This window comes from Methylobacterium jeotgali, from assembly GCF_022179345.1.
In the GTDB taxonomy this organism is placed as follows: domain Bacteria; phylum Pseudomonadota; class Alphaproteobacteria; order Rhizobiales; family Beijerinckiaceae; genus Methylobacterium; species Methylobacterium jeotgali.
Map to the genome: position 1 here is coordinate 22,404 of NZ_BPQR01000002.1, position 22,089 is coordinate 44,492.

Consider the following 22,089-nt stretch of genomic DNA (forward strand, 5'->3'; position numbering starts at 1 on the left):
TAAACGGGACCCGTCCGGAATGTTCCCCGTCCTCGCACGTCCGTGCGCGAAGGACCGATCTGCGTGCGCCTTGCGGTCCGGCGCCGATCGTCCCAAACCCCCGGCCGGCGCAGCGGCAGGGACGGGGCACGGATGGGCGAGATCCGAGAGGGCGAGGTGAGCGTGGCGCTGCCGGAGCGCTTCGACGCCGGCCTGCACTTCATCGGCCGCCTCCGCACGCCCTGGGCGACACGGCCGGAGTGCCCGAAGAACGGCTTGCAGAGCGACGCGGTCTGCACCGTCGAGGTCGACCCGCCCTACCGTCCGGCGCTGAGCCACGTGCGCGGCGCCAGCCACCTGATCCTGCTCTACTGGATGGACCGGGCCGAGCGCGGCCTCGTCATCCAGCGTCCCCGCCACGCCGACGGGCCGCGGGGGACCTTCTCCCTGCGCTCGCCGGCCCGGCCGAACCCCATCGCGCTCTCCGTGGTCGAACTGATCGAGGCCGGCCCGGAGACGCTCGCCGTGCGCGGGCTCGACTGCCTCGACGGCACGCCGCTCCTAGACATCAAGCCCTACTACGCCTCGACGGATGCGCGGCCCGACGCCACGGTCGACCGCTCCGGCCTGGGAGATCGGTCGTGAGGGCTGCCGTGCGGCGGGCGCTCCTCCTAGGCGCGGCCGGGCTCGCCCTGGCGGGGGCCGGCGGTGCCCTCGGCTGGAGCCTGCACACCGCGAAGCTCGATGCGCGCCTCTACGCGCAGAACCGGCTGATCGCCGTGCAGGTCCATCTCGACGCGGCGCCGGCCGAGTACGTGTTCCTGGCCGGCGACTCGCAGGCCGAGCTGCAGTCGCCCTCCGAGCGCCCTTGCGGACGGGAGATCGTCAACGGCGGCGTCAGCGGTGCGACCGCCGCGGTCTACGCCGACCTCCTGCGGAGCCTGCGCTTTCCCGTGCGGCCGCGCGCGGCGGTGCTGACGATCGGCACCAACGATCTCCTGCGCAAGAACGACCCCCTCTCGGCCGACGCGAGCGCCCGTTTCGAGAAGGCGGCGGGCGCCATCGTCGCGACGCTCAAGGCGGCGGCGGACGAGGTCGTGGTCACGGCGCTGCCCCCGGTCGGGCGGGAGCTCGACCGCTGGCTGGAGCCCGCCGCCGTCGGGCGGTACTCGGCCCGGCTGAAGGCGCTGTGCGAGCGCCTCGGCTGCCGCTTCGCCGACCCGTTCGAGGCCCTGCGCGACGGCGACACCGGCTTCGCGAAGCCCGGCGCGATGCGCGACGGGCTGCACCTTTCCGCCTACCGGCCGGTCATGCGCGCGCTGGAGCCGGCGCTGTGCCCGACCCTGCCGCCGTCCCGTCCCGCGGCGGGGCCTTGATCCGGTACCAGCCGACGTAGAGGGCGGGCAGGAAGAACAGGGTCAGGCCCGTGGCCGCGATGATGCCGCCGATCATCGCGTAGGCCATCGGCCCCCAGAACACCTCGCGGGCGATCGGGATCATGCCGAGGCTCGCCGCCGCCGCCGTCAGCAGGATCGGCCGCATGCGGTGGCGCGTGGCCTCCAGCACCGCGTCCCAGGGGCCCATCCCCTCCGCCTCGCACTCCTCGATCTGGCTCACGAGGATCACCGCGTTGCGCACGATGATGCCGATGAGGGCGAGGATGCCGAGGATCGCCACGAAGCCCATCGGCTTGTCGAAGATCAGCAGCACCGGCACCACGCCGATCAGGCCGAGCGGCGCCACCGAGAACACCAGGAACAGCTTCTGCACGCTCTGGAGCTGGATCATCAGGAAGACGGCCATGGTCAGCAGCATGATCGGCACCACGGCGGCGATCGGGCCCTGGCCCTTGGCCGCCTCCTCGACCGCGCCGCCGGTGGCCAGCGTGTAGCCCTCGGGCAGCGCCTTGGTGAACGCGTCGATCTCGGGCTGGAGCGCGGCGACGATGGTCGGCGGCTGCGTGGCGTCGAGGATCGTCGCCTTCACCGTCACCGTCGCCACCCGGTCGCGGCGCCAGACGATCGGCTGCTCCAAGTCGTAGTCGATGTTGGCGAAGGCGAGCAGCGGCACCACGGAACCGTTGGAGAGCGTCACCTGAAGGCTCTGGAGCGTGTCGAGGGAGCGCCGCTCGATGGCCTGCGCCCGGCCGACCACGTTCACGAGGTAGATCGAGTCGCGCACCTGCGTGATCGTGGTCCCGCCGACGACGCTGTTGAGGATGCTGGCGAGGTCCTCGCTCGTCACGCCGAGCTGGCGGGCCTTGTCCTGGTTCACGACGACCCGCAGCACCTTGCCCGGCTCGTTCCAGTCGAAGGTCGGCACCCCGACGCGCTTGTCCTTGGCGACGATCGAGGCGAGCGTCAGCGCCTGCTCCCGCACGACCTGAAGGTCGGGCCCGCTCAGGCGGTACTGGATCGGGCGGCCGACCGGGGGACCGAGAGAGAGCGGGTTCACGAACACGTCGATGCCGACGAACTCGCGCTTTCCGCGCTCCTCGAGCCGCGCCATCAGCCGGTCGCGGGCCTCGAGCGACTTCGCCACGATCACGACCTGCCCGAAGAAGGCGTTGGCGAGCTGCTGGTCGAGGGGCAGGTAGAAGCGAACCGCGCCCTGGCCGACATAGGACGACCAGCGCTCGATGTCCGGGTCGCCCTTCAGGCCGGCCTCGAGGCGGTCCATCTGCCGGCGCGTCTCGGCGATGGTCGCGTTCTGCGGCAGCGTCATGTCGACGAGGACCTCGTTGCGGTCCGAGGACGGGAAGAACTGCTGCTGGACGTGGGTCATCCCGACGATCGAGAGCCCCATCAGGCCGATGCAGATGAGAACCGTCGTCCAGCGCCAGCGCATGGCGGTGCGCAGCACCGCGACGAACAGCCCGGTCAGCCGGCCGGGCTTCTCGTGGTGGCCCTTCATGGTCTTGGGCAGCAGCGCCACGCCGATCAGCGGCGCGAACAGCACCGCGACGATCCAGGAGACCAGCAGCGAGGCGGCGATGACCACGAACAGCGAGTAGGTGTACTCGCCGGCCGAGGAGCCGTTGAAGCCGATCGGCAGGAAGCCCGCCACCGTCACCAGGGTGCCGGTGAGCATGGGAAAGGCGGTCGAGGTGTAGGCGAAGGTCGCCGCCTTCTTGAGGTTGTCGCCGAGCTCCAATCTGGCGACCATCATCTCGACGGTGATCATCGCGTCGTCGACGAGGAGCCCGAGCGCGATGATGAGCGCGCCGAGCGAGATGCGCTGGAGCGTCACGCCCATCACCTGCATGACCACGAACACGATCGCCAGCACGAGGGGGATCGAGATCGAGACGACGAGCCCCGCCCGCCAACCCAGGCTGATGAAGCTCACCGCGAGCACGATCACCACCGCCTCGACCAGCGCCTTCGTGAAGCCGCCGACCGCCTCCTCGACGATCTTGGGCTGATCCGAGATGAGGTGGATGCCGACGCCGATCGGCAGCTTGCCCTCGACGATGCGCATGCGCGCCTTCAGGTCCTCGCCGAAATGCAGGAGGTTGGCGTTCGGGCGCATGGCGACCGCGAGCCCGATCGCCGGCTTGCCGTCGACCCGGAACAGCGCCGCCGGCGGGTCCTCGTAGCCGCGGGAGATCTCGGCGACGTCCGAGAGGCGGAAGAAGCGGTCGTTGATGCGCAGGTTGATCTCGCGCAGGCTGTCCTCGGAGGCGAACTGGCCGCTGACGCGCACCGAGACCCGCTCCGGGCCGGCCTGGACCACGCCGGAGGCGGCCACCGCGTTCTGGGCCTGGAGCGTCTTGATCAGCGCCTGCACGTCGATGCCGAAGCCGGCGAGCTTGCGGGTCGAGAAGTCGAGGTTGATCGTCTCCTTCTGCGGGCCGAGCAGCTGCGTCTTGCCGATGTTGGGGACCTTCAAGATCTCGGTGCGCACGCTCTCGACGTAGTCGCGCAGCTGCCGGTGGGTCAGGCCGTCTGCGGTGAAGCCGTAGACGTTGCCGTAGACCTCGCCGAACTCGTCGTTGAAGAACGGTCCCTGCACCCCCTGCGGGAAGGTGCCCTGGATGTCGCCGAGGCGCTTGCGCACCTGGTAGAAGGCCGGCTGGATCTCGCTGGGCTTGGTGGTGTCGCGCAGGTTCACGAACACCGTGGTCTGGCCGGGGGTCGTGTAGCTCCGCACGTAGTCGAGGGCGTTGAGCTGCTGAAGCTCCTTCTCAATCCTGTCCGTGACCTGCTCCACGGTGTCCTTGATCGTGGCGCCGGGCCAGCTCGCCTGGACGACCATCGTCTTGATGTTGAAGGGCGGGTCCTCCTCGCGGCCGAGGCCGCGATAGGCGATGGTGCCGGCGACCAGGCACACGGCCATCAGGAACCACACGAAGGAGCGGTGGCCGAGCGCCCAGTCGGAGAGGTTGAAGCTCTTCACGGTTCGATGGTCCGGCTCGGTCACGGGAGGGGCTCGTCGGAGAGGCGCACGGCCTGCCCCTCGCTCAGGGAGTGCACGCCGGCCACCACGACGCGCTCGCCGGTCTTGAGGCCGGAGCGGACGGCGACCCGGTCCGGGCCCTCCGCCTCGGCAAGCGCGACCTCGCGGCGGGCGACGCTCTTGCCCTCGCCGTCGACGATCCAGACGAAACGCCTGCCGTCCGCGTCGAGGATGGCGGTGGCCGGCAGCGGGAAGCGCGTCTCGATCGGCTGCGACAGCGAGACGGTGATCGTCGCCCCGAGCCGGAAGGCGCTCGGCGGGTCGGCGAGCGTCATGCGGATGCGCCGCGTCCGGGTGCGCTCGTCGGCGAAGGGCGCGATCTCGCGGACCGTGCCGATCGCCGTGATCTCGGGCGCGCTCTGGAGGGAGACGGTGAAGCGCCCGTCCCGCGGCATCGCGCCGATCAACCCCTCGGGGATGTCGACGACCGCCTCCCGGACCTCGGGGCGGGCCACCGTCACCACCGTCTGGCCGGCGGAGAGATCCTGGCCGACCTCGGCCCGGCGCTCGGTGACGACGCCGTCGAAATCGGCGTGGAGCTCCGTGTAGCCGATCTGGTCGCGGGCCTTCTGGAGGCTCGACTGCGCCTGGGCGAGCCGGGCGAGCGCGGTGTCGCGGTTGGCGACCGCCTGATCGAGCTGCGCCTGCGTGACGTTGCTGCCCTCGATGAGCTTGCGGGTGCGGGTCTCGGTCGCCGAGGCGTTCTCCGACTGTGCCCGCGCATCGGCGACGTCCGCCTCGGCGCGGGTGAGCGCGAAGCGGGTCACGATGGGATCGAGGGCTGCGAGCCGCTGCCCCTTCTTGACCACGTCGCCGACGGTGACGTCGCGGGCGACGACGCGCCCGCCGATGCGGAAGCCGAGCTGCGACTGGTAGCGCGGCTCGACGGTGCCGGAGAAGGGCCCGAAGGTGACGCGGTCGAGGGGCTTGGCCAGGGTGTAGAGAACCGGGCGGATCGGCGGGGGCGGCTCCTCCTTGGCCTGGCAGCCGGCGAGGAGGAGCGCGGCGGCTCCGGCGGCGAGGGCGCGCATCATCGGGCGGCTTCCGTCGTCGGGTTCGCGACCGTCACGGTCTGGCCGGGGCGCAGGAACTGGATGCCCGCCGTCACCACCTCCTCGCCGGCCTCGACGCCGGAGGCGAGCGCGACGGTGTCCGAGCCGTAGCGATCGATGGCGACGGGCCGCGGCGCCACGGTGTTGGCGGTGGGGTCGCGCACCCAGACCGCCGGCCCGTTGTGCCAGCGGTAGAGGGCCGACCACGGCAGCACCACCGCCTCCCGCGGCCGGAAGTGCCCGCGCCCGATGACGACAGCGCCGAGGCCCATGGCGTCGGGCGTGCGGCTGAGCCCGACCTTGACCCGCACGGTGCCCGAGGCCGGATCGACGCTCGGCGCGATCTCCCGAACCGTGCCCGTCGCCGTCACGGAGGGGTCGGCCTGAAGCGACACGTCGACCTGCTTCGAGTCCGGCGGCGTGGCGAGCAGCGCCTCGTAGACGTTGAACACCGCGTCCCGCGGGCCGTCCTGGGCGATCACGAGCACGGATTGTCCCGCCTGCACCACCTGCCCCGCCTCTAGGGTGCGGCTCAGCACGATCCCGTCCACGCCGGATTTCAGCTCGGTGTAGGAGAACTGCTCCTGAGCGGTCCCGAGCGCGGCCCGCGCCGATTCGACCGAGGCCTGCGCCGTGCGCAGCTGTTGCTCGGCGTTGTCGTAGGCGGGGCGCGTCGTGTAGCCGCTCGCCAGCAGCGTCTCCTGCCGCCTGAAGCTGAGCTTCGCCTGGGTCAGCACCGCCTCGGCGGAGGTCAGGGCGGCCTGCGCGCTGGAGAGGTTGGCCTGCTGCTCCTGCGGGTCGAGCCGGGCGAGCACCTGATCCGCCTTGATGTGATCGCCGACCTCGAAGAGCCGCTCCGCGATCTTGCCTGCCGACCGGAAGGAGACGTTGGTCTGTGCCTGGGCCTGGATGTCGCCGGTGAAGACGATGTCCGCCGGCACCGCTTGGCGCTTCGCCACGAGGGTGCGCACCAGCGTCTGCGCGCCGAGGGGAACGTCCTGCGCGTGCGCCGGCGCGATCCACGGCACGACCCATGGCGACGCCAGGATCGGCAGCATCAGGAGGCGGGCGACTGGCGACATGGCAGGGAGCCTCGCGGCCGTTTCGAGCGGGTCGGGTGTCTAGCGCTTGATTTACCGACCGTCCAGACGGTATTGAGACGCATGGGTGCGACGAGACAGCGGCGTGAGGATCGGGCGGAGGTCATTCTCGATGCCGCCGAGGCCCTGCTGCGCCGGTCCGGCAGCCGAACGCTGACGATCGATGCCGTCGCGGCGGAGGCAGGTCTCAGCAAGGGCGGCGTCCTGCACCACTACGCCTCCAAGGACGCGCTGGTGACGGCGCTGGCCGCCCGCAAGGTCGAGCGCATGAGCGAGGGGATCGGCGCCTGCGCCGAGGCGCTGCGCGGCGACCCGGCGGCGCTGCCCCTGGCGATGATCGCCCACGCCCGCGGCGTCTACGCCGAGGAGTGCGGCTTCCCCGATTCGCTCCTCGTCGCCACGGCGGAGAACGATCAGGCCGTCGCGATCATGCGCGGCTTCCTCGACGGGAATCTCGCCTCGATCCGCGACGTCGAGGGGCATGAGGGCGCCGGCGCGGCGCTGCTCTTCGCGGTCCTCGGCCTGATGATGAGCCGTTCGCTCGGCTTCCATGCCCTGGAGGGCGAAGAACTCGAGCGGCTGTTCTCCGCTCTGGAGGCGCAGGCACGAGCCCTGCCTCGTCAGCGAGAGACATAGACCAAGGAGCTGTAACTCAGAATTGTATACTTTACGGCGCGTTAACCGGGCCGGCCGATCCTCCGGCCATGCTGTTTCGTGCCAGAACTTCCTCCGCGCCGGCGGCCGTCCCCCCCGATGCCGCCGTTGAATGCGCCCCTTCGGTCACGGCCGAACCGCCGCGGGTGCCCGCAAGCGACGTTCTCGACGTGATCGAGAGCGACGTGCTCTCGGCGATCGAGGCGGTCGGCCGCTCCATCGGCCTCGCCCGCGTCGAGGTCGGGGAGATGCGCTCCGCCTTCGCTGGCATCCGCGCGCAGATGGCGGCGCTCGCCGAGCAGGCGCAGAGCGCGGCCGGCGCCAGCGCCGAGCTCGTCGCGCAGACCGACGCGCTGGCCGGCGCCTCCGGACAGATCACCGCGGCGATGGCCGAGGCCGCGCGCCAGGTCGACCGGGCCGCGCAGCGCGGCGCCGAGGCCGGCACCATCATCGTCGGGCTCGCCGAGGCCGGCAACGAGATCGCGGGGATCGTCGACACCATCTCGGCGGTCGCGCGGCAGACGAACCTGCTCGCCCTCAATGCGACCATCGAGGCCGCCCGCGCCGGGCCGGCGGGCAAGGGCTTCGCGGTGGTGGCCGGCGAGGTCAAGGCGCTTGCCGTCCAGACGGCCGGTGCCGCCGACGACGTGCGCCTGCGGGTCGCCCGCCTGCGGACGGGCGCCGAGGCCTCCACCGGCGCGATCGGTGCCGCGGTCGAGGCCATCGACGCGATCCGTCCCTCCTTCGCCCTGGTGCGCGACCTCGCCGATTCGCAGGCCGCGACCCTGGCCGAGATCGCGGCGGGCGTCGGCCGGACCGCCGACCTCGTGTCGAGCGTCCACGGCGAGGCCGACGCGGTGCGCAACGCCACCGTCGGCCTCGACCGGCAGGCGGTGGCCGTCGAGGAGGCCGCAGCCCTCTCCAACGAGCAGGCCTCCGGCCTCGCCCGGCGCTTCGTCGCGGTGATGCGCCAGAGCGAGATCGGCGACCGCCGCCGCCACGACCGCCTGCCGGTCGACCTCGCGGTGCGCCTCGCGGACGGCCGCTCGACACGCTCCATCGACCTCAGCGAGGGCGGCCTGCTGCTCGCCGCCCCGCAGGGGGCGCCGCTGCCGGTCGGGACCACGATCCGCTGCGAGGTCGAGGGTCTCGGGCCGATCGCGGCCCGCATCGTCGGCTCCGGGCCGATGGGCCTCAACTGCGCCTTCGAGCCGGTGCCCGAGGCGGTGACCGGCCGCCTCCGGGCCCGGCTCGCCGAGACCCGGACCGAGTACGCGCCGCTCATCGCCCGCGCACAGGGGATCGCGGCCCGCGTCGGCCAGCGGTTGGAGGCGGAGATCGCCGCCGGACGCCTCGCGGAGGCGACGCTGTTCGACACCGACTACGCGCCGATCCAGGGCACCAACCCGCAGCAGTACCGCACCGCTTCGACCCGGCTGCTCGAGGAGATGCTGCCGGGCTTCCTCGAGCCCGAGCTGGCGCAGGACAACCGGATGCTCTTCTGCATCGTCACCGATCGGAACGGCTTCCTGCCCGTTCACAACCGGCAGTACTCCCAGCCGCAGCGGCCCGACGATCCGGTCTGGAACAACGCCAACGCGCGCAACCTGCGCATCTTCGACGACCGCACCGGCATCACCGCCGCGCGCTCGCAGCGGCCGGCGACGATCCAGGTCTATCGCCGCGAGGTCGGCCGCGACGTCTACATGGTCCGCGAGATCGACGCCCCGATCCGCGTCGGCGGCCGCCACTGGGGCGCCTGCCGCACCGCCTACCGGCTCTGAGGACCGCCGTCGCTCATGGGAAGCACCGGCGGGGGCTCCTCGCGGCGCAGGGCGACGCCGCTGGTGCCCTGGGCGAACATCACCCGCAGCAGCCCTGCGACCTGATCGGCCGCGGCCTCGATCGAGAGCCCGTCCTGTCGGATGTTCGAGATGCAGTTGCGCCGGGAATCCGGCAGGCCGACCTCCGGTGCGAAGGTGACGTAGCAGCCGAGGCTGTCGGCCGCCGAGAGGCCGGGCCGCTCCCCGATCAGCATCACCAGGCAGCGCAGGCCGAGCCGCGCGCCGATCGGATCGCCGAGCGCGACGCGCGCTTGGCTCGCCACGACGACGGGAGCGAGGCTCAGGCCGGCGGCCCGGATGCGCCCGGCGAGCGCCGCGGCCATCGGCACCGCGTTCAGCGTCACCGCCGTCGCGGAGAGCCCGTCGGCGATGGCGATCCCGACATCGAAGCCCGACCCGGCGGCGGCGAGCGCCGTCTCCGCGTCGGCATGGAGTGTCCGGCCCCGGTCGGGCCGGCGCAGGTACTCCGCACGGTCGGTGACTGAGGAGCGCACGGCAAGCGAGTCGAGGCCCTGCTGCGTCAGCGCCTCCCGGATCGCGTCCGCGTCCATCGCCGTCCAGACGGCCTCGCGGGCGCGGGCGTGATCGAAGTTGAAGGCCAGCGCCGCCTGGGTCGGCACGCCCGAGCCGTGGGCGCCGAGAGCGATGCGGGCCTGGGTGAGCCCTCGCAGGTCGCGCAGGGAGCGGAGCGGCGCCTCCGCGGCCTTCCCGGCCGGCTCCGTCACGTTGCGGTTCATGCACCCCTCCCAGACAGGAGCAGCGAGGCGTCCGCGAAGGCGCTCGGCAGCCGGCCGGTGGCGTCCGCGAGCAGCCCCTGCCGGTCCACGATCCGCGTCTCCCGCAGCCACGCCTCGAACTCGGGGGCCGGAGGGCGGCCCAAGGTCTCGCGGGCGAAGACCGCGTCGTGGTGGGAGAGCGACTGGTAGTTCAGCATCACGTCGTCGGCGCCGGGCACGGTGATGACGAAGTTGACGCCCGCCGCGCAGAGCAGCGTCAGCAGGGCGTCCATGTCCTCGCCGTCGGCGTTGGCGTGGTTGGTGTAGCAGACGTCCACTCCCATCGGCAGGCCCAGCAGCTTGCCGCAGAAATGGTCCTCCAGCCCGGCGCGGATGATCTGCTTGCCGTCGTAGAGGTACTCCGGCCCGATGAAGCCGACGACCGTGTTGACGAGGAGCGGATCGAACTCCCGCGCCACCGCGTAGGCGCGCGCCTCCATGGTCTGCTGGTCGACGCCCCAGTGCGCGTCCGCCGAAAGGGCCGAGCCCTGCCCCGTCTCGAAATACATGAACTGCCCGTCCGCCGGGCACCGCCCGAGGGCACGGCCGGCCTCGGAGGCCTCGCGCAGCACGGCGAGGTCGACGCCGAAACCGGCATTGGCCTTCTGCGAGCCGGCGACGGACTGGAACACAAGGTCGACGGGCGCGCCCCGCGCCATCGCTTCGATCGCCACCGTGACGTGGCCGAGGCAGCAATGCTGCGTCGGCACGCCGGTGCGCAGCCGCAGGGTCTCCAGCAGATCGACGATGCGCAGGTAGTCGGGCAGCGTGTCGGTCGCCGGGTTGACGCCGATCACCGCGTCGCCCGAGCCCATGAGCAGTCCGTCCAGCGCAGAGATCAGGATGCCGGCCGAGGCGTCCGTCGGGTCGTTCGGCTGGTTGCGGGTCGAGAGTCGTCCCGGCAGGCCGATGGTCGAGCGGAAGCGCGTCACCACCGGCCGCTTGGCGGCGACCGCCACGAGGTCCTGAAGGCGGCAGATTTTCGAGACGGCGGCGACCATCTCCGGCGTCAGGCCGGGCGCGAGGGCTTCGAGCGCCGCCCGGTCCGCCGCCGGCGACAGCAGCCACTCGCGGAAGGCGCCCACCGTCAGCGAGGCGACGGTGGCGAAGGCCGCGGGATCGTGCCGGCGGGCGATGAGGTCCGAGACCTCGTCCTCCTCGGACGGGATCAGCTCCTGCTCCAGGAAGGTCTTCAGCGGCAGGTCTGCGAGAGCGATCTGCGCGGCGAGCCGCTCCACGGGGCCCTCCGCGCCGATGCCGGCGAGCTGGTCGCCCGAGCGCTCCGGCGTCGCCTTGGCGAGGAGCGTCCTGAGATCCGCGAAGGCGAAGCGCGTGCCTTCGAGGGTCGTGAGATAAGCCATGGAACTCTCTTGAGCGGAGGAACCCGGTCGCAACGGCCGGGCGCGCCCTTTCACGATTTATGCCGCGCTCCGTCCCAGGCCGCCATGGCCTCGAAGACGAGGGCGTGGCGGGCGGCGAGCGCCTCGACGTCGCCTCCGTAGCCGCCCCCGATCACCGCGACGAGGGGGATGCCGCGAGCCCGCGCCTGCTGGACGACGAGGCGGTCGCGGGCGGCGAGCCCGGCATCGCTCAGGGACAGGCGTCCGAGACGATCCTCGGCATGGGGGTCGACGCCGGCATTGTAGAACACGATGTCCGGCGCCAGGGCGTCGAGGAGCGGCGGCAGGCGCTCGGCCAGCACGGCGAGGTAGCCCGCGTCGTCGAGGCGATCCGGCAGGCCGATGTCGAGATCACCGGGGATCTTGGCGGAGGGGTAGTTCCGCTCGGCATGGACCGAGAGGGTGAACAGGTCCGGCGAGCGCGACAGGCAGTCGGCGGTGCCGTCGCCCTGGTGCACGTCGAGATCGACCACCAGCGCCCGCGCGATCCGTCCCTCCGCCTGAAGGGCGCGCGCCGCCACCGCGACATCGTTGAACACGCAGAAGCCCGCGCCCTGCTCCCGGCGCGCGTGGTGGCTGCCGCCGGCGGTGCTTCCGGCGAGCCCTTGCCCGAGGGCGAGCCGCGCCGCGGCGAGCGTCCCTCCGACCGAGGCCCGCGAGCGCGCCACGACGCTCTCCGTGACCGGCAGGCCGATGGAGCGCTCCACCGCGCGGGGCACCGCAAGGCCGAGCACCGCCTCCACGTAGGCGGCGTCGTGGGCCTGCCTGAGAAGCGGCGCGTCGGCGGGCTCGGGCCGCACGAAGCCCTCCGGAACGAGGCCGGAGGCGACGAGATACTCCGCCAGCCGCGCGTACTTCCGCATCGGGAAGCGGTGCCCCTCGGGCAGGCTGGCCTCGTAGGCCGGGTGGAAGACGATCGGAACGGGCAAGGAGGACCGGCTCGGCGACGGAGAGGCCTGTCATACGGCTGAAATGCGGGGCCTGTTAGGGCCGTTCCCGGTTCGGGCGCGGTCGCGCCACGCGGTGGGAGCGTTCAGCATGGCGGGCTTGTTCGGGGACGCGACGGCCCTCGCCCTCGGCATCTGCGCCACCCTCACGCTGATCCATCTCGCCAGCCTCGGCCTCGCCGCCCGCCGGCTCGGGCGGCAGCCTGCGCCCTCGGCCTTCCCGGCCGGCGCGCCGGTGAGCATCGTGCGGCCGGTCTGCGGGCTCGAGGCGTTCAGCGAGGAGACCCTCGGCCGCGGCTTCCGGCTCGACTATCCCGACTACGAGCTCGTGTTCTGCGTGGCCGATGCCGGCGACCCGGTGCTGCCGCTGCTGCGCCGGCTCGTGGCGCTGCACCCGGAGATCCCGGCCCGCATCCTCGTCGGCGACGAGCGGGTCAGCGACAATCCGAAGCTCAACAACTGCGTGCGCGGCTGGGAGGCGGCCCGGCACGAGTGGGTCGTGCTCGCCGATTCGAACGTCCTGATGCCGCCGGACTACCTCCAGCGCCTCCAGGCGGTGTGGCGGCCGGACACCGGCCTCGTCTGCTCGACGCCGGCCGGCGCCCGGCCGCAGGGCTTCTTCGCCGAGGTCGAGTGCGCCTTCCTCAACACCCTGCAGGCACGCTGGCAGTATGCCGGCGAGGCGCTGGGACTCGGCTTCGCCCAGGGCAAGAGCATGCTCTGGCACAAGCCGTTCCTCGAGAGCCAGGGCGGCATCCGGGCGCTCGCCGCCGAGATCGCCGAGGATGCCGCCGCGACGAAGCTCGTGCGCGCGGCGGGCCGCCACGTCCATCTCGTCGCCCTGCCCTTCGAGCAGCCTCTGGGCCGCCGGACCCTGGCGGAGGTGTGGTCGCGTCAGCTTCGCTGGGCGCGGCTGCGGCGGGTGACCTTCCCGCTGTTCTTCGCGCCGGAGATCGGGACCGGGCTGCTGCTGCCCTTCCTGGGGGCGGGGCTGATCGCGGGGACGGGAACCGCCGCCCTCGGCCTCCTCGGCCTCGCGGCGCTCTGGTACGGGGCGGAGTACGCGCTGGCGCGGCGGGCCGGCTGGCACCGGTCGCCGCGGCTGATCCTGGCCTTCCTGGTGCGCGACGCGCTGATCCCGGCGATGTGGCTCGCGGCCTGGACGCAGAGCGCCGTGGTCTGGCGGGGCAACGCCATGGACATCCGCCCGCGCGAGGCCGGCCGGCTCCGGACGTCGGCGGAAGCCGTCTGAGACCTCCTCACGCGGGGCGCTCCCCGCCTCCGATCCGGAAGACCAGTACGCCGTCCTCTCCGCGCAGCGCCTCGACGGGACGGCCCTCCTCGCGGGCCAGATTGGGGATGTCGATGGCCGCCATCGGGTCGGTGCAGACGACCTCGACGGCCTGGTCGGGCGGCAGGGTCGCGAGCGCCTTGCGGGTCCGTAGCACCGGCAGGGGGCATTTCAGTCCCCGCAGGTCGAGGCGGACCGGACCGCTGCGATCGTCGCCATCGTCGCCCATGAGAAACCCCGCCGCCGGTGAGCCGGCGACGGGGCTTGTAGGGTGGTTCGGCCCGCGCGTCAGGAGCGCGGACGTGCCCGATCAGTAGCCGTAGTAGCCGCCGTACCCGCCGTAATAGGCCGGGGCGTAGCCGTACGCGGGGGCGTAGCCGTAGCTGTAGGCCGGGGCGTAGCCGTACCCATAGGCCGGGTAGCCGTAGCCGCCGTAGTAACCGTAGCGCGGGGCGGCGCTGGCCGCGAGGGCACCACCGATGATGCCGAGGGCGGCGCCGGCCGCGAGCGCGCCGCCGACGCCGGGGCCGCGGCGATAGCCGTAGCCGCCGTAGTAGCCGCGACGCCAGCCGACGTTCTCGACGGTGGCCGAGGGGCCGCCGACCTGAGCCGAGGACAGCGCGGGAAGCGGGGCGGCCTGGGCGGCGGTGAAGCTGCCGGCGGAGAGGCCGAGGGCGGTGGTGCCGGCCAGCACGGTGGACAGGATGCGGGACATGCCTGCAATCTCCTTGATCGATCTCGTCACGCCGTAGGAACGGCGAAGGTCGATTTCCGTTCCAAGAGATGCGCCCGCTGGAGCGTCGTGACAGTGCGCGTCCGCACTCGCCCCGCTTCGATCGTCAGAAGGTCTGCGTTCCGAAGACCGGGTTGATGCAGCGCCGCCAGGGGCCATCGAACTCCGCGAGCAGAACCTCGGCATGGGTCCGGCCCGAGGCGACGATGGCCTCGAGCGGCTGCAGGTAGACCGACTCGTCGCGGCCGAGCCCGTCGCGCCGGGCGCGGGCCTGGAGGCCCCGGCGGGCGATGGCGAGCGCCTCCGCCGCGACGGCGCCGAGGCTGCGCCCGTCGACCGTGGTGGCGAGCCCCAGCCGCGGCGCGGTGGCGCGCAGAGCCTCCCGCTCCGCCTCGTCCCACTCGGCCACGAGGGCGAGTGCCGCGTCGAGGGCGCCGTCGTCGTAGAGGATGCCCGTCCAGAAGGCGGCCTGCGCCGCGATCATCGCCGGGTCTCCGACATCGGCGCCGCGCATCTCCAGGAAGCGCTTTAGGCGCACCTCGGGGAAGACGGTGGAGGCGTGGTTCGCCCAGTCCGAGACCGTGGCCCGCTCGCCGGGAAGCTGCGGCAGGCGGCCGTCCATCAGGTCGCGGAAGGAGGCGCCGCTGACGTCGTGATAGGTGTCGCCGCGCTTCACGAAGTACATCGGCACGTCGAGCAGCCACTCGGCATAGGCCTCGTAGCCGAAGCCTGGCGCGAAGGCCTGGGGGAGCATGCCCGTACGGTCGGCGTCCGTGTCCCGCCAGATCTCCGAGCGGCGGGAAAGGAAGCCGTTGGGCTTGCCGTCCGTGAAGGGGGAGTTCGCGAAGAGCGCCGTGGCGACGGGCTGGAGCGCCAGAGAGGCGCGCATCTTGCGCACCATGTCGGCCTCCGAGCAGAAATCCATGTTCACCTGCACGGTGGCCGTGCGCAACATCATGTCGAGGCCGAGGCTGCCGACCTTCGGCATGTAGCCGGCCATGATGCGGTAGCGGCTCTTGGGCATGACCGGCGTCTGGTCGCGCCGCCATTTCGGGCTCATGCCGAGGGTGAGGAAGCCGATGCCGAGCGGCCCTGCCACCCGTCCGGTCGCGGCGAGATGCGCCTCAAGCTCGGCGACGGTGGCGTGGACGTCCGGCAGCGGCGCCCCGGAGAGCTCGAACTGGCCGCCGGGCTCGATCGAGATCGCCCCACCCTCGTCGGAGGCGAGCCCGATGATGTTGCCGGCATCCTCGATGGGAGCCCAGCCGGTCTCGCGGCCGAGCCCTTCCAGCAGGGCGCGCACGCCCCCGTCGCCCTCGTAGGGCACCGGGGCGTTGCCCTCGCGGTAGAAGGGAATCTTTTCGTGCTCGGTGCCGATGGCGAAGCGCTCGCGCGGCTTCTCCCCGGCCGCGAACCAGGCGATCAGCTCGTCGCGCGAGGTCAGCGGGGTCGTGTCGGACGTATCGCGCGCCATGCGCAGCCTCGCCGTGCGGTCAATCAGGATCGGGCGCCGCCGGCCGCCCGCCGAGGCCGCATCCGGCGAGGATCGGGTCCCGACGGATGCCGTCCGCTCCGGGTGCTTCCGGAGAGGCGGACGGCGCCTCTTAGTCGAGGGCGTGGTCGCCCACAACGTGCCGGATGCACCCCTCCCCTGCGGCGAAACCCGCCGCTGCGGGCGCGCGGGGCAGCGGATCGGAACGATGGCGCGGGATGTGCGGCGGCACACACCGCACGGGAACCTCAGCGCCCATCGCCGAGCACCGCCTGCACGAGGGCGAGCACCACCACGGCGGCGGTGTCGGCGCGCAGGATGCGCGGCCCGAGCGAGAGCGCCACCGTGTTCGGCCGGGCGGCGATGGTCTCCCGCTCCTCCGGGGCGAAGCCGCCCTCGGGGCCGACGAGCACCCCGAGCGGGGGCGCCTCGCCGTTCCCCGCGGCGGCGCGCAGCGCCGCCACGGGGTCGGAGACCGGCGCGTCCTCGTCGCAGAACACCAGGAGCCGCTCGGGCTCGATCGCGTCGAGGGCGACGGGCAGGCGTTCGGGCTCGGCCACCTCCGGCACGGCAAGGATGCCGCACTGCTCGGCCGCCTCGACCGCGTTGGCGCGCAGGCGCTCGACGTTCACCCGCTCGCCCTGCGTGTAGCGGGTGATGACGGGGCGGATCTGGCCTGCGCCCATCTCCACCGCCTTCTGGGCGAGGTAGTCGAGCCGGGCGCTCTTCAGCGGTGCGAACAGGTAGTGGAGGTCCGGCAGCGGCGTCTGCGGGCGCGTCCGCTCGGCGACGACGAGATCCGCGCTCTTGCGGCCGGTGGCGGCGAGCGTCGCCCGCCATTCCCCCTGCCGGCCGTTGAAGAGGAGCACCGGATCGTCGGGCCCCCGGCGCAGGACGTTGAGGAGGTAGTTCGCCTGCGCCCGCTCCAGAGGCAGGCGCAGGCCCGCCGCGAGGTCGTGCGTCACATGCAGGCGCGGCGCGGTGAAATCGTAGGCGGCCATGCCCCTGGAGGTGCCGCCGGCTCCCGTCCCTGTCAACGCGGGGATCGGGGCGGCCCGGACGGGGTGTTGCGCGGATGCGACGGCGCCGCGATTTCCCCCCGTTCCCCACCGGCATCGTCACGGGGCGCTTTGCGGTTCGATTGGCGCCACATTCCTATGAATAACGCAGGTTGAACGAGCGCGGCGCCGGCCGGGCCGTTGCGAAAGCGAGGGGCGAGGTCCGATCCGCCCGGGTGCGAGGGAGACGAGGCTATGGGCCAGGGTATGGGATCACGCAGCAGGCTCACGCGGATCGCCGCCGCCGTCGCGGGCGGCCTCGTCGGCGCGACGCTCCTGCACACCGCCGCCTTCGCGCAGAACGCCGAGTGCGGCGAGATCCAGAAGACCCTCGAGGAGCGCAAGAACCTCGTCGCCAAGGCGAACGCCGCCTCGAACTCCAAGAAGAAGATGACGCCCCAGGAGGCCTGCGCCCTCTTCGGCAAGCTCCAGTCGAACGGTGCCTCCGGGCTGAAGTGGATCGCCGCCAACAAGGACTGGTGCTCGATCCCCGATTCCTTCGCGCAGGGCTTCAAGGCCGATCACGAGAAGGTCGGCGGCATCCGCGCCAAGGTCTGCCAGGTCGCCGCCCAGGCCACCAAGATGGAGGCGCAGGCCCGCGCCCAGGCCCAGAACGGCGGCGGAAGCGGCGGCCTTCTCGGAGGCCCCGGCCTGACGGGCCAGTTCCGGATGCCCCAGGGCGCCCTCTGAGGCTCTCCTGAGCGTCGTTCTCGCCCCGTTGCCGATCCCGCGATCCGGCCGCTCCTCGTGAGCGGGCCGGCGCCGGACGGCCGCGTCTCGGACGCGGTGGCGGGGCACTGGGCCGACCGCGCGACGCCGCGCAGCCTGCGGCCCTATCTGCGCCTCGCCCGCATCGAGCGCCCGATCGGCTGGTGGCTGCTGCTGTTGCCCTGCTGGTGGTCCGCGGCGCTCGCCGCCATCGCGGCCGGCGCGCCCACTCCGAACCTCGCCCATCTCGCGCTGTTCCTCGTCGGCGCGGTCGCCATGCGCGGGGCCGGCTCGACCTACAACGACATCGCCGACCGCGACCTCGACGCGCGGGTCGAGCGCACGCGCTCGCGCCCCCTGCCCTCCGGACAGGTCGGCACGCGGGCGGCGGCCGTCTTCCTCGTGCTCCAGGCGCTCGTCGGCCTTCTCGTGCTGCTGCAGTTCAACGGGACGGCGATTCTCGTCGGCCTCGGCTCGCTGGTTCCGGTGGCGGTCTACCCGTTCATGAAGCGGGTGATGCCGGTGCCGCAGCTCGTGCTGGGCCTCGCCTTCGGCTGGGGCGCGCTGATGGGCTGGGTCGCCGTGTTCGGACGGCTCGATGCCGCGCCGATCCTGCTCTACGCCGGCACCATCGCCTGGATCGTCGGGTACGACACCATCTACGCGGTGCAGGACATCGAGGACGACGAGATCGCCGGCATCCGCTCGTCGGCCCGGTTCTTCGGGGAGCGGCTGCGTCTGGCTGTGGGCGCCTGCTACGGGCTCTGCGTCGCTCTGGTCGGGCTGTCGATCGCCGCCGCCGGGGGTGGTCCCGCGGCCTATCTCGGCCTCGCGGGCTTCGCCGCGCATCTCGGCCGGCAGGTGCTGCGCCTGCGCGAGCGCGACGGGGCGGGGGCGCTGGCCCTGTTCCGCTCGAATCGCGGGGCGGGCCTGATCCTGTTCGCGGGTCTCGTGCTCGACGCCGCGCTGAGAGCCTGGGTCGGCCGCGCCTGATCGCTCAGGAGCGGGCGATGATCTCGTTCTCGTCGCGGTGAATCTGCGGGCGGGCCGGCAGGCGGCCGGTCTTGCGGCGGGTGAGGAAGCGCGGGCGGCGCTCGCCGAGCGAGCCGTGGCGGCGGCGGATGCGGGTGGTGCCGAGGGCCAGCCGGCCGATCTGACGGGAGACCAGCGACAGGCCGCCCTCCTCCCGCTGGATCATGCGGGGCAGGCCAGTCTTGCCCGAGAGGTCGCGCCACACCGCCACGACCTCCTCCTCGCAGAAGGGCCCGAGCCGGGCGATCACGGAGCCGTCCTCGCCGGTGAGGAGCAGCGCGAAGCGATCCTCGCCGCAGGCCTCGGCCTCGTCGGTGGCGAAGGCGAGCGCCACGCCGGCGCAACGCTCGGTGCCGGTGCCGTAGACCGGCAGGGCGGAGGCGCCGAACGCGAAGTCGAACGCCGGCACGCCGTCCTGTCGAAGGTCGTTCTGCGGGGTCGCGCTCATGATGCTTTCGGTATTCATCTGTCCGATGCCCTGTCGCAAGAGGCGACCTCTTGTGGGCCGCTCGTCGTCCCAAGCAAAATGCATCGGCTCTCACTGTCTCGACCTTAAGCGGCAGCGTTAAGCGATCGTCGCCGGGGCCTAAACGATTCGAATGCTCAACGGATCATTGTCGCGCGCTGCGCCGGCTCGCGAATCTCCTGAAAGATCACGGTGTTCGCCGCCGCTTGTGGGCGGCCCGGGCGGGCCGTAGAACGGGTGTCGCGGTCGCGCGATCCCGCCTCCGCCGCGTCCTTCGATCCCCTGTCGCCCCGCAGCGCGCCCTCCGGGCCCGCCGAGGTAGAGCCTCGATGTCCGAGCCCATCACCGCAGCGGCCGCGCGGGCCCTGCTCCCGGCGGTTCTTGAGGTGGTCGATGCCGCTTCCGGCATCGCCCTGCCCTACTTCCGGCGCGGCGAGCAGACCACGGCCCGCGTCTGGTCGAAGGCCGGCGGCTCGCCGGTGACGGAGGCCGACGTCGAGGTCGACGCCTTTCTCAAGGTCCGCCTCAGCGAGCTCGTGCCCCAGGCCGGATGGCTCTCGGAGGAGACCCGCGACGATCCCGACCGGCTGTCGCGGGACACGGTCTGGATCGTCGATCCGATCGACGGCACCCGCGCCTTCCTGTCCGGAAACCCGGATTGGTCGATCGCGGTGGCCCTGCTCTCGGGCGGCGAGCCGGTGCTGGGCATCGTCGCGGCGCCGGCTCTCGGCCGCGTCTACGCGGCGGCGGCCGGCGGCGGTGCCTACTGCGACGCGGCGCGGATCCATGCGTTCACGCGCGTGGAGCTTGCCGGGGCGCGGGTCACGGGGCCGAAGCCGATGATCGAGAGGCTCGCCCGCAGCGCGGACGGGCTCGAGACGATCCCGCGCGTCCCCTCCCTGGCGCTGCGCATCGTGCGGGTGGCCGAGGGACTGATCGATGTCGGGCTCGTCTCGACGGATTCCCGCGACTGGGATCTGGCGGGTGCCGATCTGATCCTGCGGGAGGCCGGAGGGGTGCTATGCGACCTCTCGGGAGAGGCGGCCCGCTACAACAGGCCGCGGCCGATCCACGGCGAGCTGGCGGCGATGCCCGCGACCCTGGTCGGGCCGGTTCTCGCCGCCCTCGCCTGAGCGGTCAGGCCCGCGCCGCCTCGCTGAGCGCGATGTCGGCGGGCGCCAGACCGAGCCGGTCGGCGAGGTGCCAGCGCAGCTCACGGGGTGAATGGTAGTTGTAGGAACGGTCGATCATGTCGCTGACATCGACGGCGTGAGAGCCGCCGCGCGCGGCGGCCTGGCGAAGGCGACCGACCCGGAACGTCGCCGCGTCGGTGACGGGCGAACGGGCGCTGTGGCGCCGGGTGAACTCGAACTGCATTTTCTTGTGTTGTCTTTCTCGTCGGCGGCCTCTTCGGTCGCGCCGGTCGTTTCTGGTTATGGGTGTCGTCCGACCGGCACGCCCCTGTCGGGAAGCGCCGGAGGGATCTCTTCGCGTCGTCGGTCCCTGGACGGGCGTGGTCAGGCGGCCTGAAGGTTGCTGGCGGCTTCCTTGCCGCTGCGCTTGTCGGGCACGACCTCGTAGGTCACGCGCTGTCCCTCGATCAGGTTGCGCAGACCGGCGCGCTCGACGGCGGAGATGTGCACGAACACGTCCTTGCCGCCGTCATCGGGCTGGATGAAGCCGTAGCCCTTGGTCTCGTTGAACCACTTTACAGTGCCAGTATTCACGAACAGATCCTCGTATCGTCCATAGGCAATATCCGTGCGTCTACCCGACGTACGGGACGGTGCCTCGTCATCGATCTAGTTGCAAGCGGCGGGGCATGAGGCGCTGACCATGCGAGCGTCGCGCTCAACCTTCGGCCCCCCGATTGCTTATGTAGGACTCCGGTGTGGCCGCAGCAAGGCGGTCCCTTGCGATCCCTTGCCGGCCCGCTTCCCGCGACGCCGGGCGCCCTGGGCATTTGCCCGGGGCCACGCATATAAGAACGCTAGCAGAGGTGATCATCATCCATGGCGGGTATCTCGGTATCGCTCGAAGGCGCCAACATCCAATTGTCCTTCCAGAAGGACGACCAGGCGACGGCCGTGGTCATGGACTCGCGCGCCGCGCGCGCGCTGGTTCGGGCGGTCGGCCAGCTCCTGACCGCCATTGACGAGCCGGCCGATCCCGAGATGCCCGAGGACCTCTCCGACGAGGACGCCGCCATGCTGGAGGTGACCTCCTCGGCCATCGAGGTCGGTACCGACGAGCACGGGCAGGCGGTCGTCGCTCTCCAGGCCGGCGCGCTGCCGCCGTTCCAGCTGCGCCTCACGGACGAAGAGGCCCGCCACGTCGCGACGAGCCTCTCCGAGATCCTTGCCGCGCCGCGGGACGTGCGCGCCTCCCACGGCGGTCACTGACGCCTACAGGCGGACACCGGGATTGGTCGGCCCGCCGGGCAGGTAGTCCGGCTCGGAGCCGGGACCCGTGGGCTCGTCCACGCCCGGGTCGTCGACCGGATAGGGCGTGCGCGGACCGGTCGGTCCCACATCCGGCTGCTCGTCGGGCGCCGGAGGAGGCGGCAGGTCGCCGGGGATCGAGCCGCCGGGCGTGGGTTCGGGAGTCGGAAGGCCGGGATTGGCCATGCGGGCTCTCCTTCGATGGGTGGGTATGCCGGGTCAACGGCCCCCTCGGAGAACCGGTTCCGGCCTCGCTTGCCCGATTTCCCGCGCGTCCCGAAACCGCCCCGCCCCTCCGGAACCCCTCGCGCGCAAGCACCGTTTGCCGGTCATATCCACAAAAGCGGAGCGTGACATGGCCGACATCCGGCAAGCGAAGGTGCTCATCATCGCCACGGACGGTTTCGAGCAGAGCGAGCTTCTCGAGCCCCACGCCCAGCTCGGGCAGGCCGGGGCCACCGTCCACGTCGCCGCTCCGAAGTCCCGGATGCGGCCGGACTCGATCCGAGCTTGGGACAAGACCGACTGGGGCAAGAGCGTCGCCGTCGACCTCGACGTCGAGGCGGTCGATGCCGAAGACTATGATGCCCTCGTGCTGCCGGGCGGCCAGATCAACCCGGACAAGCTGCGTCTGGAGCTGAAGGCGCTCGCCGCGATC

The 22,089-nt window shown here is 72.1% G+C and carries 24 protein-coding genes; 10 read left to right on the top strand and 14 right to left on the bottom strand.

The window, feature by feature from the left end; genetic code table 11:
• Nucleotides 1-132 precede the first annotated feature (132 nt).
• Both tsaA and MFF04_RS00895 read left to right on the top strand, forming a co-directional pair.
• Nucleotides 133-624, top strand: coding sequence for a tRNA (N6-threonylcarbamoyladenosine(37)-N6)-methyltransferase TrmO (tsaA, locus tag MFF04_RS00890; RefSeq protein WP_238273605.1), 492 nt, complete (start codon nucleotides 133-135; stop codon nucleotides 622-624).
• Nucleotides 621-1,355 carry an SGNH/GDSL hydrolase family protein gene (locus MFF04_RS00895; protein WP_238273606.1) on the top strand — a complete coding sequence of 245 codons (735 nt, stop codon included), beginning with the start codon at nucleotides 621-623 and terminating at the stop codon, nucleotides 1,353-1,355. The genes tsaA and MFF04_RS00895 overlap by 4 nt, the downstream gene beginning before the upstream one ends.
• Here MFF04_RS00895 and MFF04_RS00900 read toward each other — a convergent pair.
• The 3 genes from MFF04_RS00900 to MFF04_RS00910 are packed head-to-tail and all read right to left on the bottom strand — an operon-like array spanning nucleotide 1,288 to nucleotide 6,571.
• Nucleotides 1,288-4,377: an efflux RND transporter permease subunit gene (locus MFF04_RS00900; protein ID WP_283206335.1), complete on the bottom strand. Its 3,090-nt coding sequence runs from the start codon at nucleotides 4,375-4,377 to the stop codon at nucleotides 1,288-1,290. The genes MFF04_RS00895 and MFF04_RS00900 overlap by 68 nt on opposite strands.
• A gap of 20 nt (nucleotides 4,378-4,397) precedes the next feature.
• Nucleotides 4,398-5,471 (bottom strand): efflux RND transporter periplasmic adaptor subunit, encoded by a 1,074-nt coding sequence (locus tag MFF04_RS00905; protein ID WP_238273607.1) that lies wholly within the window; start codon nucleotides 5,469-5,471, stop codon nucleotides 4,398-4,400.
• Complete coding sequence (locus MFF04_RS00910; RefSeq protein WP_238273608.1) at nucleotides 5,468-6,571, bottom strand: efflux RND transporter periplasmic adaptor subunit; 1,104 nt, start codon at nucleotides 6,569-6,571, stop codon at nucleotides 5,468-5,470. Before MFF04_RS00910 ends, MFF04_RS00905 begins: the two co-directional genes overlap by 4 nt.
• 81 nt (nucleotides 6,572-6,652) lie before the next feature.
• Between MFF04_RS00910 and MFF04_RS00915 the strand changes: the two genes are divergently transcribed.
• Complete coding sequence (locus MFF04_RS00915) at nucleotides 6,653-7,225, top strand: TetR/AcrR family transcriptional regulator (RefSeq protein WP_238273609.1); 573 nt, start codon at nucleotides 6,653-6,655, stop codon at nucleotides 7,223-7,225.
• A gap of 164 nt (nucleotides 7,226-7,389) precedes the next feature.
• Entirely contained in the window at nucleotides 7,390-9,027 is a 1,638-nt protein-coding gene (locus MFF04_RS00920) for a methyl-accepting chemotaxis protein (protein WP_238273610.1), read from the top strand.
• On the opposite strand, the gene eutC is transcribed toward MFF04_RS00920, so the two are convergent.
• From eutC to MFF04_RS00935, 3 genes are read right to left on the bottom strand one after another with little or no spacing between them, the layout of a single operon-like run.
• Nucleotides 9,015-9,824: an ethanolamine ammonia-lyase subunit EutC gene (gene eutC, locus MFF04_RS00925; protein ID WP_238273611.1), complete on the bottom strand. Its 810-nt coding sequence runs from the start codon at nucleotides 9,822-9,824 to the stop codon at nucleotides 9,015-9,017. The two genes, MFF04_RS00920 and eutC, sit on opposite strands and share 13 nt — an antisense overlap.
• A complete protein-coding gene (locus MFF04_RS00930; protein WP_238273612.1) occupies nucleotides 9,821-11,224 on the bottom strand; it encodes an ethanolamine ammonia-lyase subunit EutB in 1,404 nt (467 codons plus the stop codon). Before MFF04_RS00930 ends, eutC begins: the two co-directional genes overlap by 4 nt.
• A 50-nt stretch (nucleotides 11,225-11,274) precedes the next feature.
• Nucleotides 11,275-12,126: a histone deacetylase family protein gene (locus tag MFF04_RS00935; RefSeq protein WP_373319921.1), complete on the bottom strand. Its 852-nt coding sequence runs from the start codon at nucleotides 12,124-12,126 to the stop codon at nucleotides 11,275-11,277.
• Nucleotides 12,127-12,301: 175 nt separating this feature from the next.
• Between MFF04_RS00935 and MFF04_RS00940 the strand changes: the two genes are divergently transcribed.
• On the top strand, nucleotides 12,302-13,462 hold the full coding sequence (locus tag MFF04_RS00940; RefSeq protein WP_238273614.1) for a ceramide glucosyltransferase: 1,161 nt from the start codon (nucleotides 12,302-12,304) through the stop codon (nucleotides 13,460-13,462).
• 7 nt (nucleotides 13,463-13,469) lie between these two features.
• Here the strand turns inward: MFF04_RS00940 and MFF04_RS00945 are convergent, their stop codons facing one another.
• The 4 genes from MFF04_RS00945 to MFF04_RS00960 all read right to left on the bottom strand — a co-directional run bounded on the left by MFF04_RS00945 (nucleotide 13,470) and on the right by MFF04_RS00960 (nucleotide 16,727).
• Nucleotides 13,470-13,730, bottom strand: coding sequence for a sulfurtransferase TusA family protein (locus MFF04_RS00945; protein WP_238273615.1), 261 nt, complete (start codon nucleotides 13,728-13,730; stop codon nucleotides 13,470-13,472).
• 81 nt (nucleotides 13,731-13,811) lie between these two features.
• The gene (locus MFF04_RS00950) at nucleotides 13,812-14,216 is read right to left on the bottom strand and encodes a hypothetical protein (protein WP_238273616.1); all 405 of its coding nucleotides are present in this window, start codon (nucleotides 14,214-14,216) and stop codon (nucleotides 13,812-13,814) included.
• Between the two features lie 124 nt (nucleotides 14,217-14,340).
• Nucleotides 14,341-15,708: a glutamate--cysteine ligase gene (locus MFF04_RS00955; RefSeq protein ID WP_238273617.1), complete on the bottom strand. Its 1,368-nt coding sequence runs from the start codon at nucleotides 15,706-15,708 to the stop codon at nucleotides 14,341-14,343.
• Between the two features lie 266 nt (nucleotides 15,709-15,974).
• Nucleotides 15,975-16,727: a 16S rRNA (uracil(1498)-N(3))-methyltransferase gene (locus MFF04_RS00960; protein WP_238273630.1), complete on the bottom strand. Its 753-nt coding sequence runs from the start codon at nucleotides 16,725-16,727 to the stop codon at nucleotides 15,975-15,977.
• 252 nt (nucleotides 16,728-16,979) lie between these two features.
• Between MFF04_RS00960 and MFF04_RS00965 the strand changes: the two genes are divergently transcribed.
• Together MFF04_RS00965 and ubiA are read left to right on the top strand one after the other, a co-directional pair.
• Complete coding sequence (locus MFF04_RS00965; protein ID WP_238273618.1) at nucleotides 16,980-17,474, top strand: hypothetical protein; 495 nt, start codon at nucleotides 16,980-16,982, stop codon at nucleotides 17,472-17,474.
• Nucleotides 17,475-17,531: 57 nt separating this feature from the next.
• The gene (gene ubiA, locus MFF04_RS00970) at nucleotides 17,532-18,485 is read left to right on the top strand and encodes a 4-hydroxybenzoate octaprenyltransferase (protein ID WP_238273619.1); all 954 of its coding nucleotides are present in this window, start codon (nucleotides 17,532-17,534) and stop codon (nucleotides 18,483-18,485) included.
• A 4-nt stretch (nucleotides 18,486-18,489) separates the two neighbouring features.
• Here ubiA and MFF04_RS00975 read toward each other — a convergent pair whose 3' ends face one another.
• Nucleotides 18,490-18,972 (bottom strand): DUF6101 family protein, encoded by a 483-nt coding sequence (locus tag MFF04_RS00975; protein ID WP_238273620.1) that lies wholly within the window; start codon nucleotides 18,970-18,972, stop codon nucleotides 18,490-18,492.
• A gap of 347 nt (nucleotides 18,973-19,319) precedes the next feature.
• Here MFF04_RS00975 and MFF04_RS00980 point away from each other — a divergent pair, with 347 nt between their 5' ends.
• Entirely contained in the window at nucleotides 19,320-20,123 is an 804-nt protein-coding gene (locus MFF04_RS00980) for a 3'(2'),5'-bisphosphate nucleotidase CysQ (RefSeq protein WP_238273621.1), read from the top strand.
• Between the two features lie 4 nt (nucleotides 20,124-20,127).
• Here the strand turns inward: MFF04_RS00980 and MFF04_RS00985 are convergent, their stop codons facing one another.
• Both MFF04_RS00985 and MFF04_RS00990 read right to left on the bottom strand, forming a co-directional pair.
• On the bottom strand, nucleotides 20,128-20,367 hold the full coding sequence (locus tag MFF04_RS00985) for an AsnC family transcriptional regulator (RefSeq protein ID WP_238273622.1): 240 nt from the start codon (nucleotides 20,365-20,367) through the stop codon (nucleotides 20,128-20,130).
• A gap of 140 nt (nucleotides 20,368-20,507) precedes the next feature.
• Nucleotides 20,508-20,717 (bottom strand): cold-shock protein, encoded by a 210-nt coding sequence (locus tag MFF04_RS00990; RefSeq protein WP_238273623.1) that lies wholly within the window; start codon nucleotides 20,715-20,717, stop codon nucleotides 20,508-20,510.
• 285 nt (nucleotides 20,718-21,002) lie between these two features.
• On the opposite strand from MFF04_RS00990, the gene MFF04_RS00995 reads away from it, so the two are divergent.
• A complete protein-coding gene (locus MFF04_RS00995; RefSeq protein WP_238273624.1) occupies nucleotides 21,003-21,392 on the top strand; it encodes a hypothetical protein in 390 nt (129 codons plus the stop codon).
• A 3-nt stretch (nucleotides 21,393-21,395) separates the two neighbouring features.
• Here MFF04_RS00995 and MFF04_RS01000 read toward each other — a convergent pair whose 3' ends face one another.
• Nucleotides 21,396-21,617, bottom strand: coding sequence for a hypothetical protein (locus MFF04_RS01000; protein WP_238273625.1), 222 nt, complete (start codon nucleotides 21,615-21,617; stop codon nucleotides 21,396-21,398).
• A gap of 169 nt (nucleotides 21,618-21,786) precedes the next feature.
• On the opposite strand from MFF04_RS01000, the gene MFF04_RS01005 reads away from it, so the two are divergent.
• Nucleotides 21,787-22,089, top strand: a 303-nt coding sequence (locus tag MFF04_RS01005) for a DJ-1/PfpI family protein (RefSeq protein WP_238273626.1), incomplete at its 3' end; no start/stop codon positions are given.

Coding starts and splice junctions, on each gene's coding strand:
- tsaA (WP_238273605.1), top strand. CDS start 133: ATGGGCGAGATCCGAGAGGGCGAGGTGAGCGTGGCGCTGCCGGAGCGC.
- MFF04_RS00905 (WP_238273607.1), bottom strand. CDS start 5,471: ATGATGCGCGCCCTCGCCGCCGGAGCCGCCGCGCTCCTCCTCGCCGGC.
- MFF04_RS00910 (WP_238273608.1), bottom strand. CDS start 6,571: ATGTCGCCAGTCGCCCGCCTCCTGATGCTGCCGATCCTGGCGTCGCCA.
- MFF04_RS00915 (WP_238273609.1), top strand. CDS start 6,653: ATGGGTGCGACGAGACAGCGGCGTGAGGATCGGGCGGAGGTCATTCTC.
- eutC (WP_238273611.1), bottom strand. CDS start 9,824: ATGAACCGCAACGTGACGGAGCCGGCCGGGAAGGCCGCGGAGGCGCCG.
- MFF04_RS00930 (WP_238273612.1), bottom strand. CDS start 11,224: ATGGCTTATCTCACGACCCTCGAAGGCACGCGCTTCGCCTTCGCGGAT.
- MFF04_RS00935 (WP_373319921.1), bottom strand. CDS start 12,126: ATGCGGAAGTACGCGCGGCTGGCGGAGTATCTCGTCGCCTCCGGCCTC.
- MFF04_RS00940 (WP_238273614.1), top strand. CDS start 12,302: ATGGCGGGCTTGTTCGGGGACGCGACGGCCCTCGCCCTCGGCATCTGC.
- MFF04_RS00945 (WP_238273615.1), bottom strand. CDS start 13,730: ATGGGCGACGATGGCGACGATCGCAGCGGTCCGGTCCGCCTCGACCTG.
- MFF04_RS00950 (WP_238273616.1), bottom strand. CDS start 14,216: ATGTCCCGCATCCTGTCCACCGTGCTGGCCGGCACCACCGCCCTCGGC.
- MFF04_RS00955 (WP_238273617.1), bottom strand. CDS start 15,708: ATGGCGCGCGATACGTCCGACACGACCCCGCTGACCTCGCGCGACGAG.
- MFF04_RS00960 (WP_238273630.1), bottom strand. CDS start 16,727: ATGGCCGCCTACGATTTCACCGCGCCGCGCCTGCATGTGACGCACGAC.
- MFF04_RS00965 (WP_238273618.1), top strand. CDS start 16,980: ATGGGCCAGGGTATGGGATCACGCAGCAGGCTCACGCGGATCGCCGCC.
- MFF04_RS00975 (WP_238273620.1), bottom strand. CDS start 18,972: ATGAGCGCGACCCCGCAGAACGACCTTCGACAGGACGGCGTGCCGGCG.
- MFF04_RS00980 (WP_238273621.1), top strand. CDS start 19,320: ATGTCCGAGCCCATCACCGCAGCGGCCGCGCGGGCCCTGCTCCCGGCG.
- MFF04_RS00985 (WP_238273622.1), bottom strand. CDS start 20,367: ATGCAGTTCGAGTTCACCCGGCGCCACAGCGCCCGTTCGCCCGTCACC.
- MFF04_RS00995 (WP_238273624.1), top strand. CDS start 21,003: ATGGCGGGTATCTCGGTATCGCTCGAAGGCGCCAACATCCAATTGTCC.
- MFF04_RS01000 (WP_238273625.1), bottom strand. CDS start 21,617: ATGGCCAATCCCGGCCTTCCGACTCCCGAACCCACGCCCGGCGGCTCG.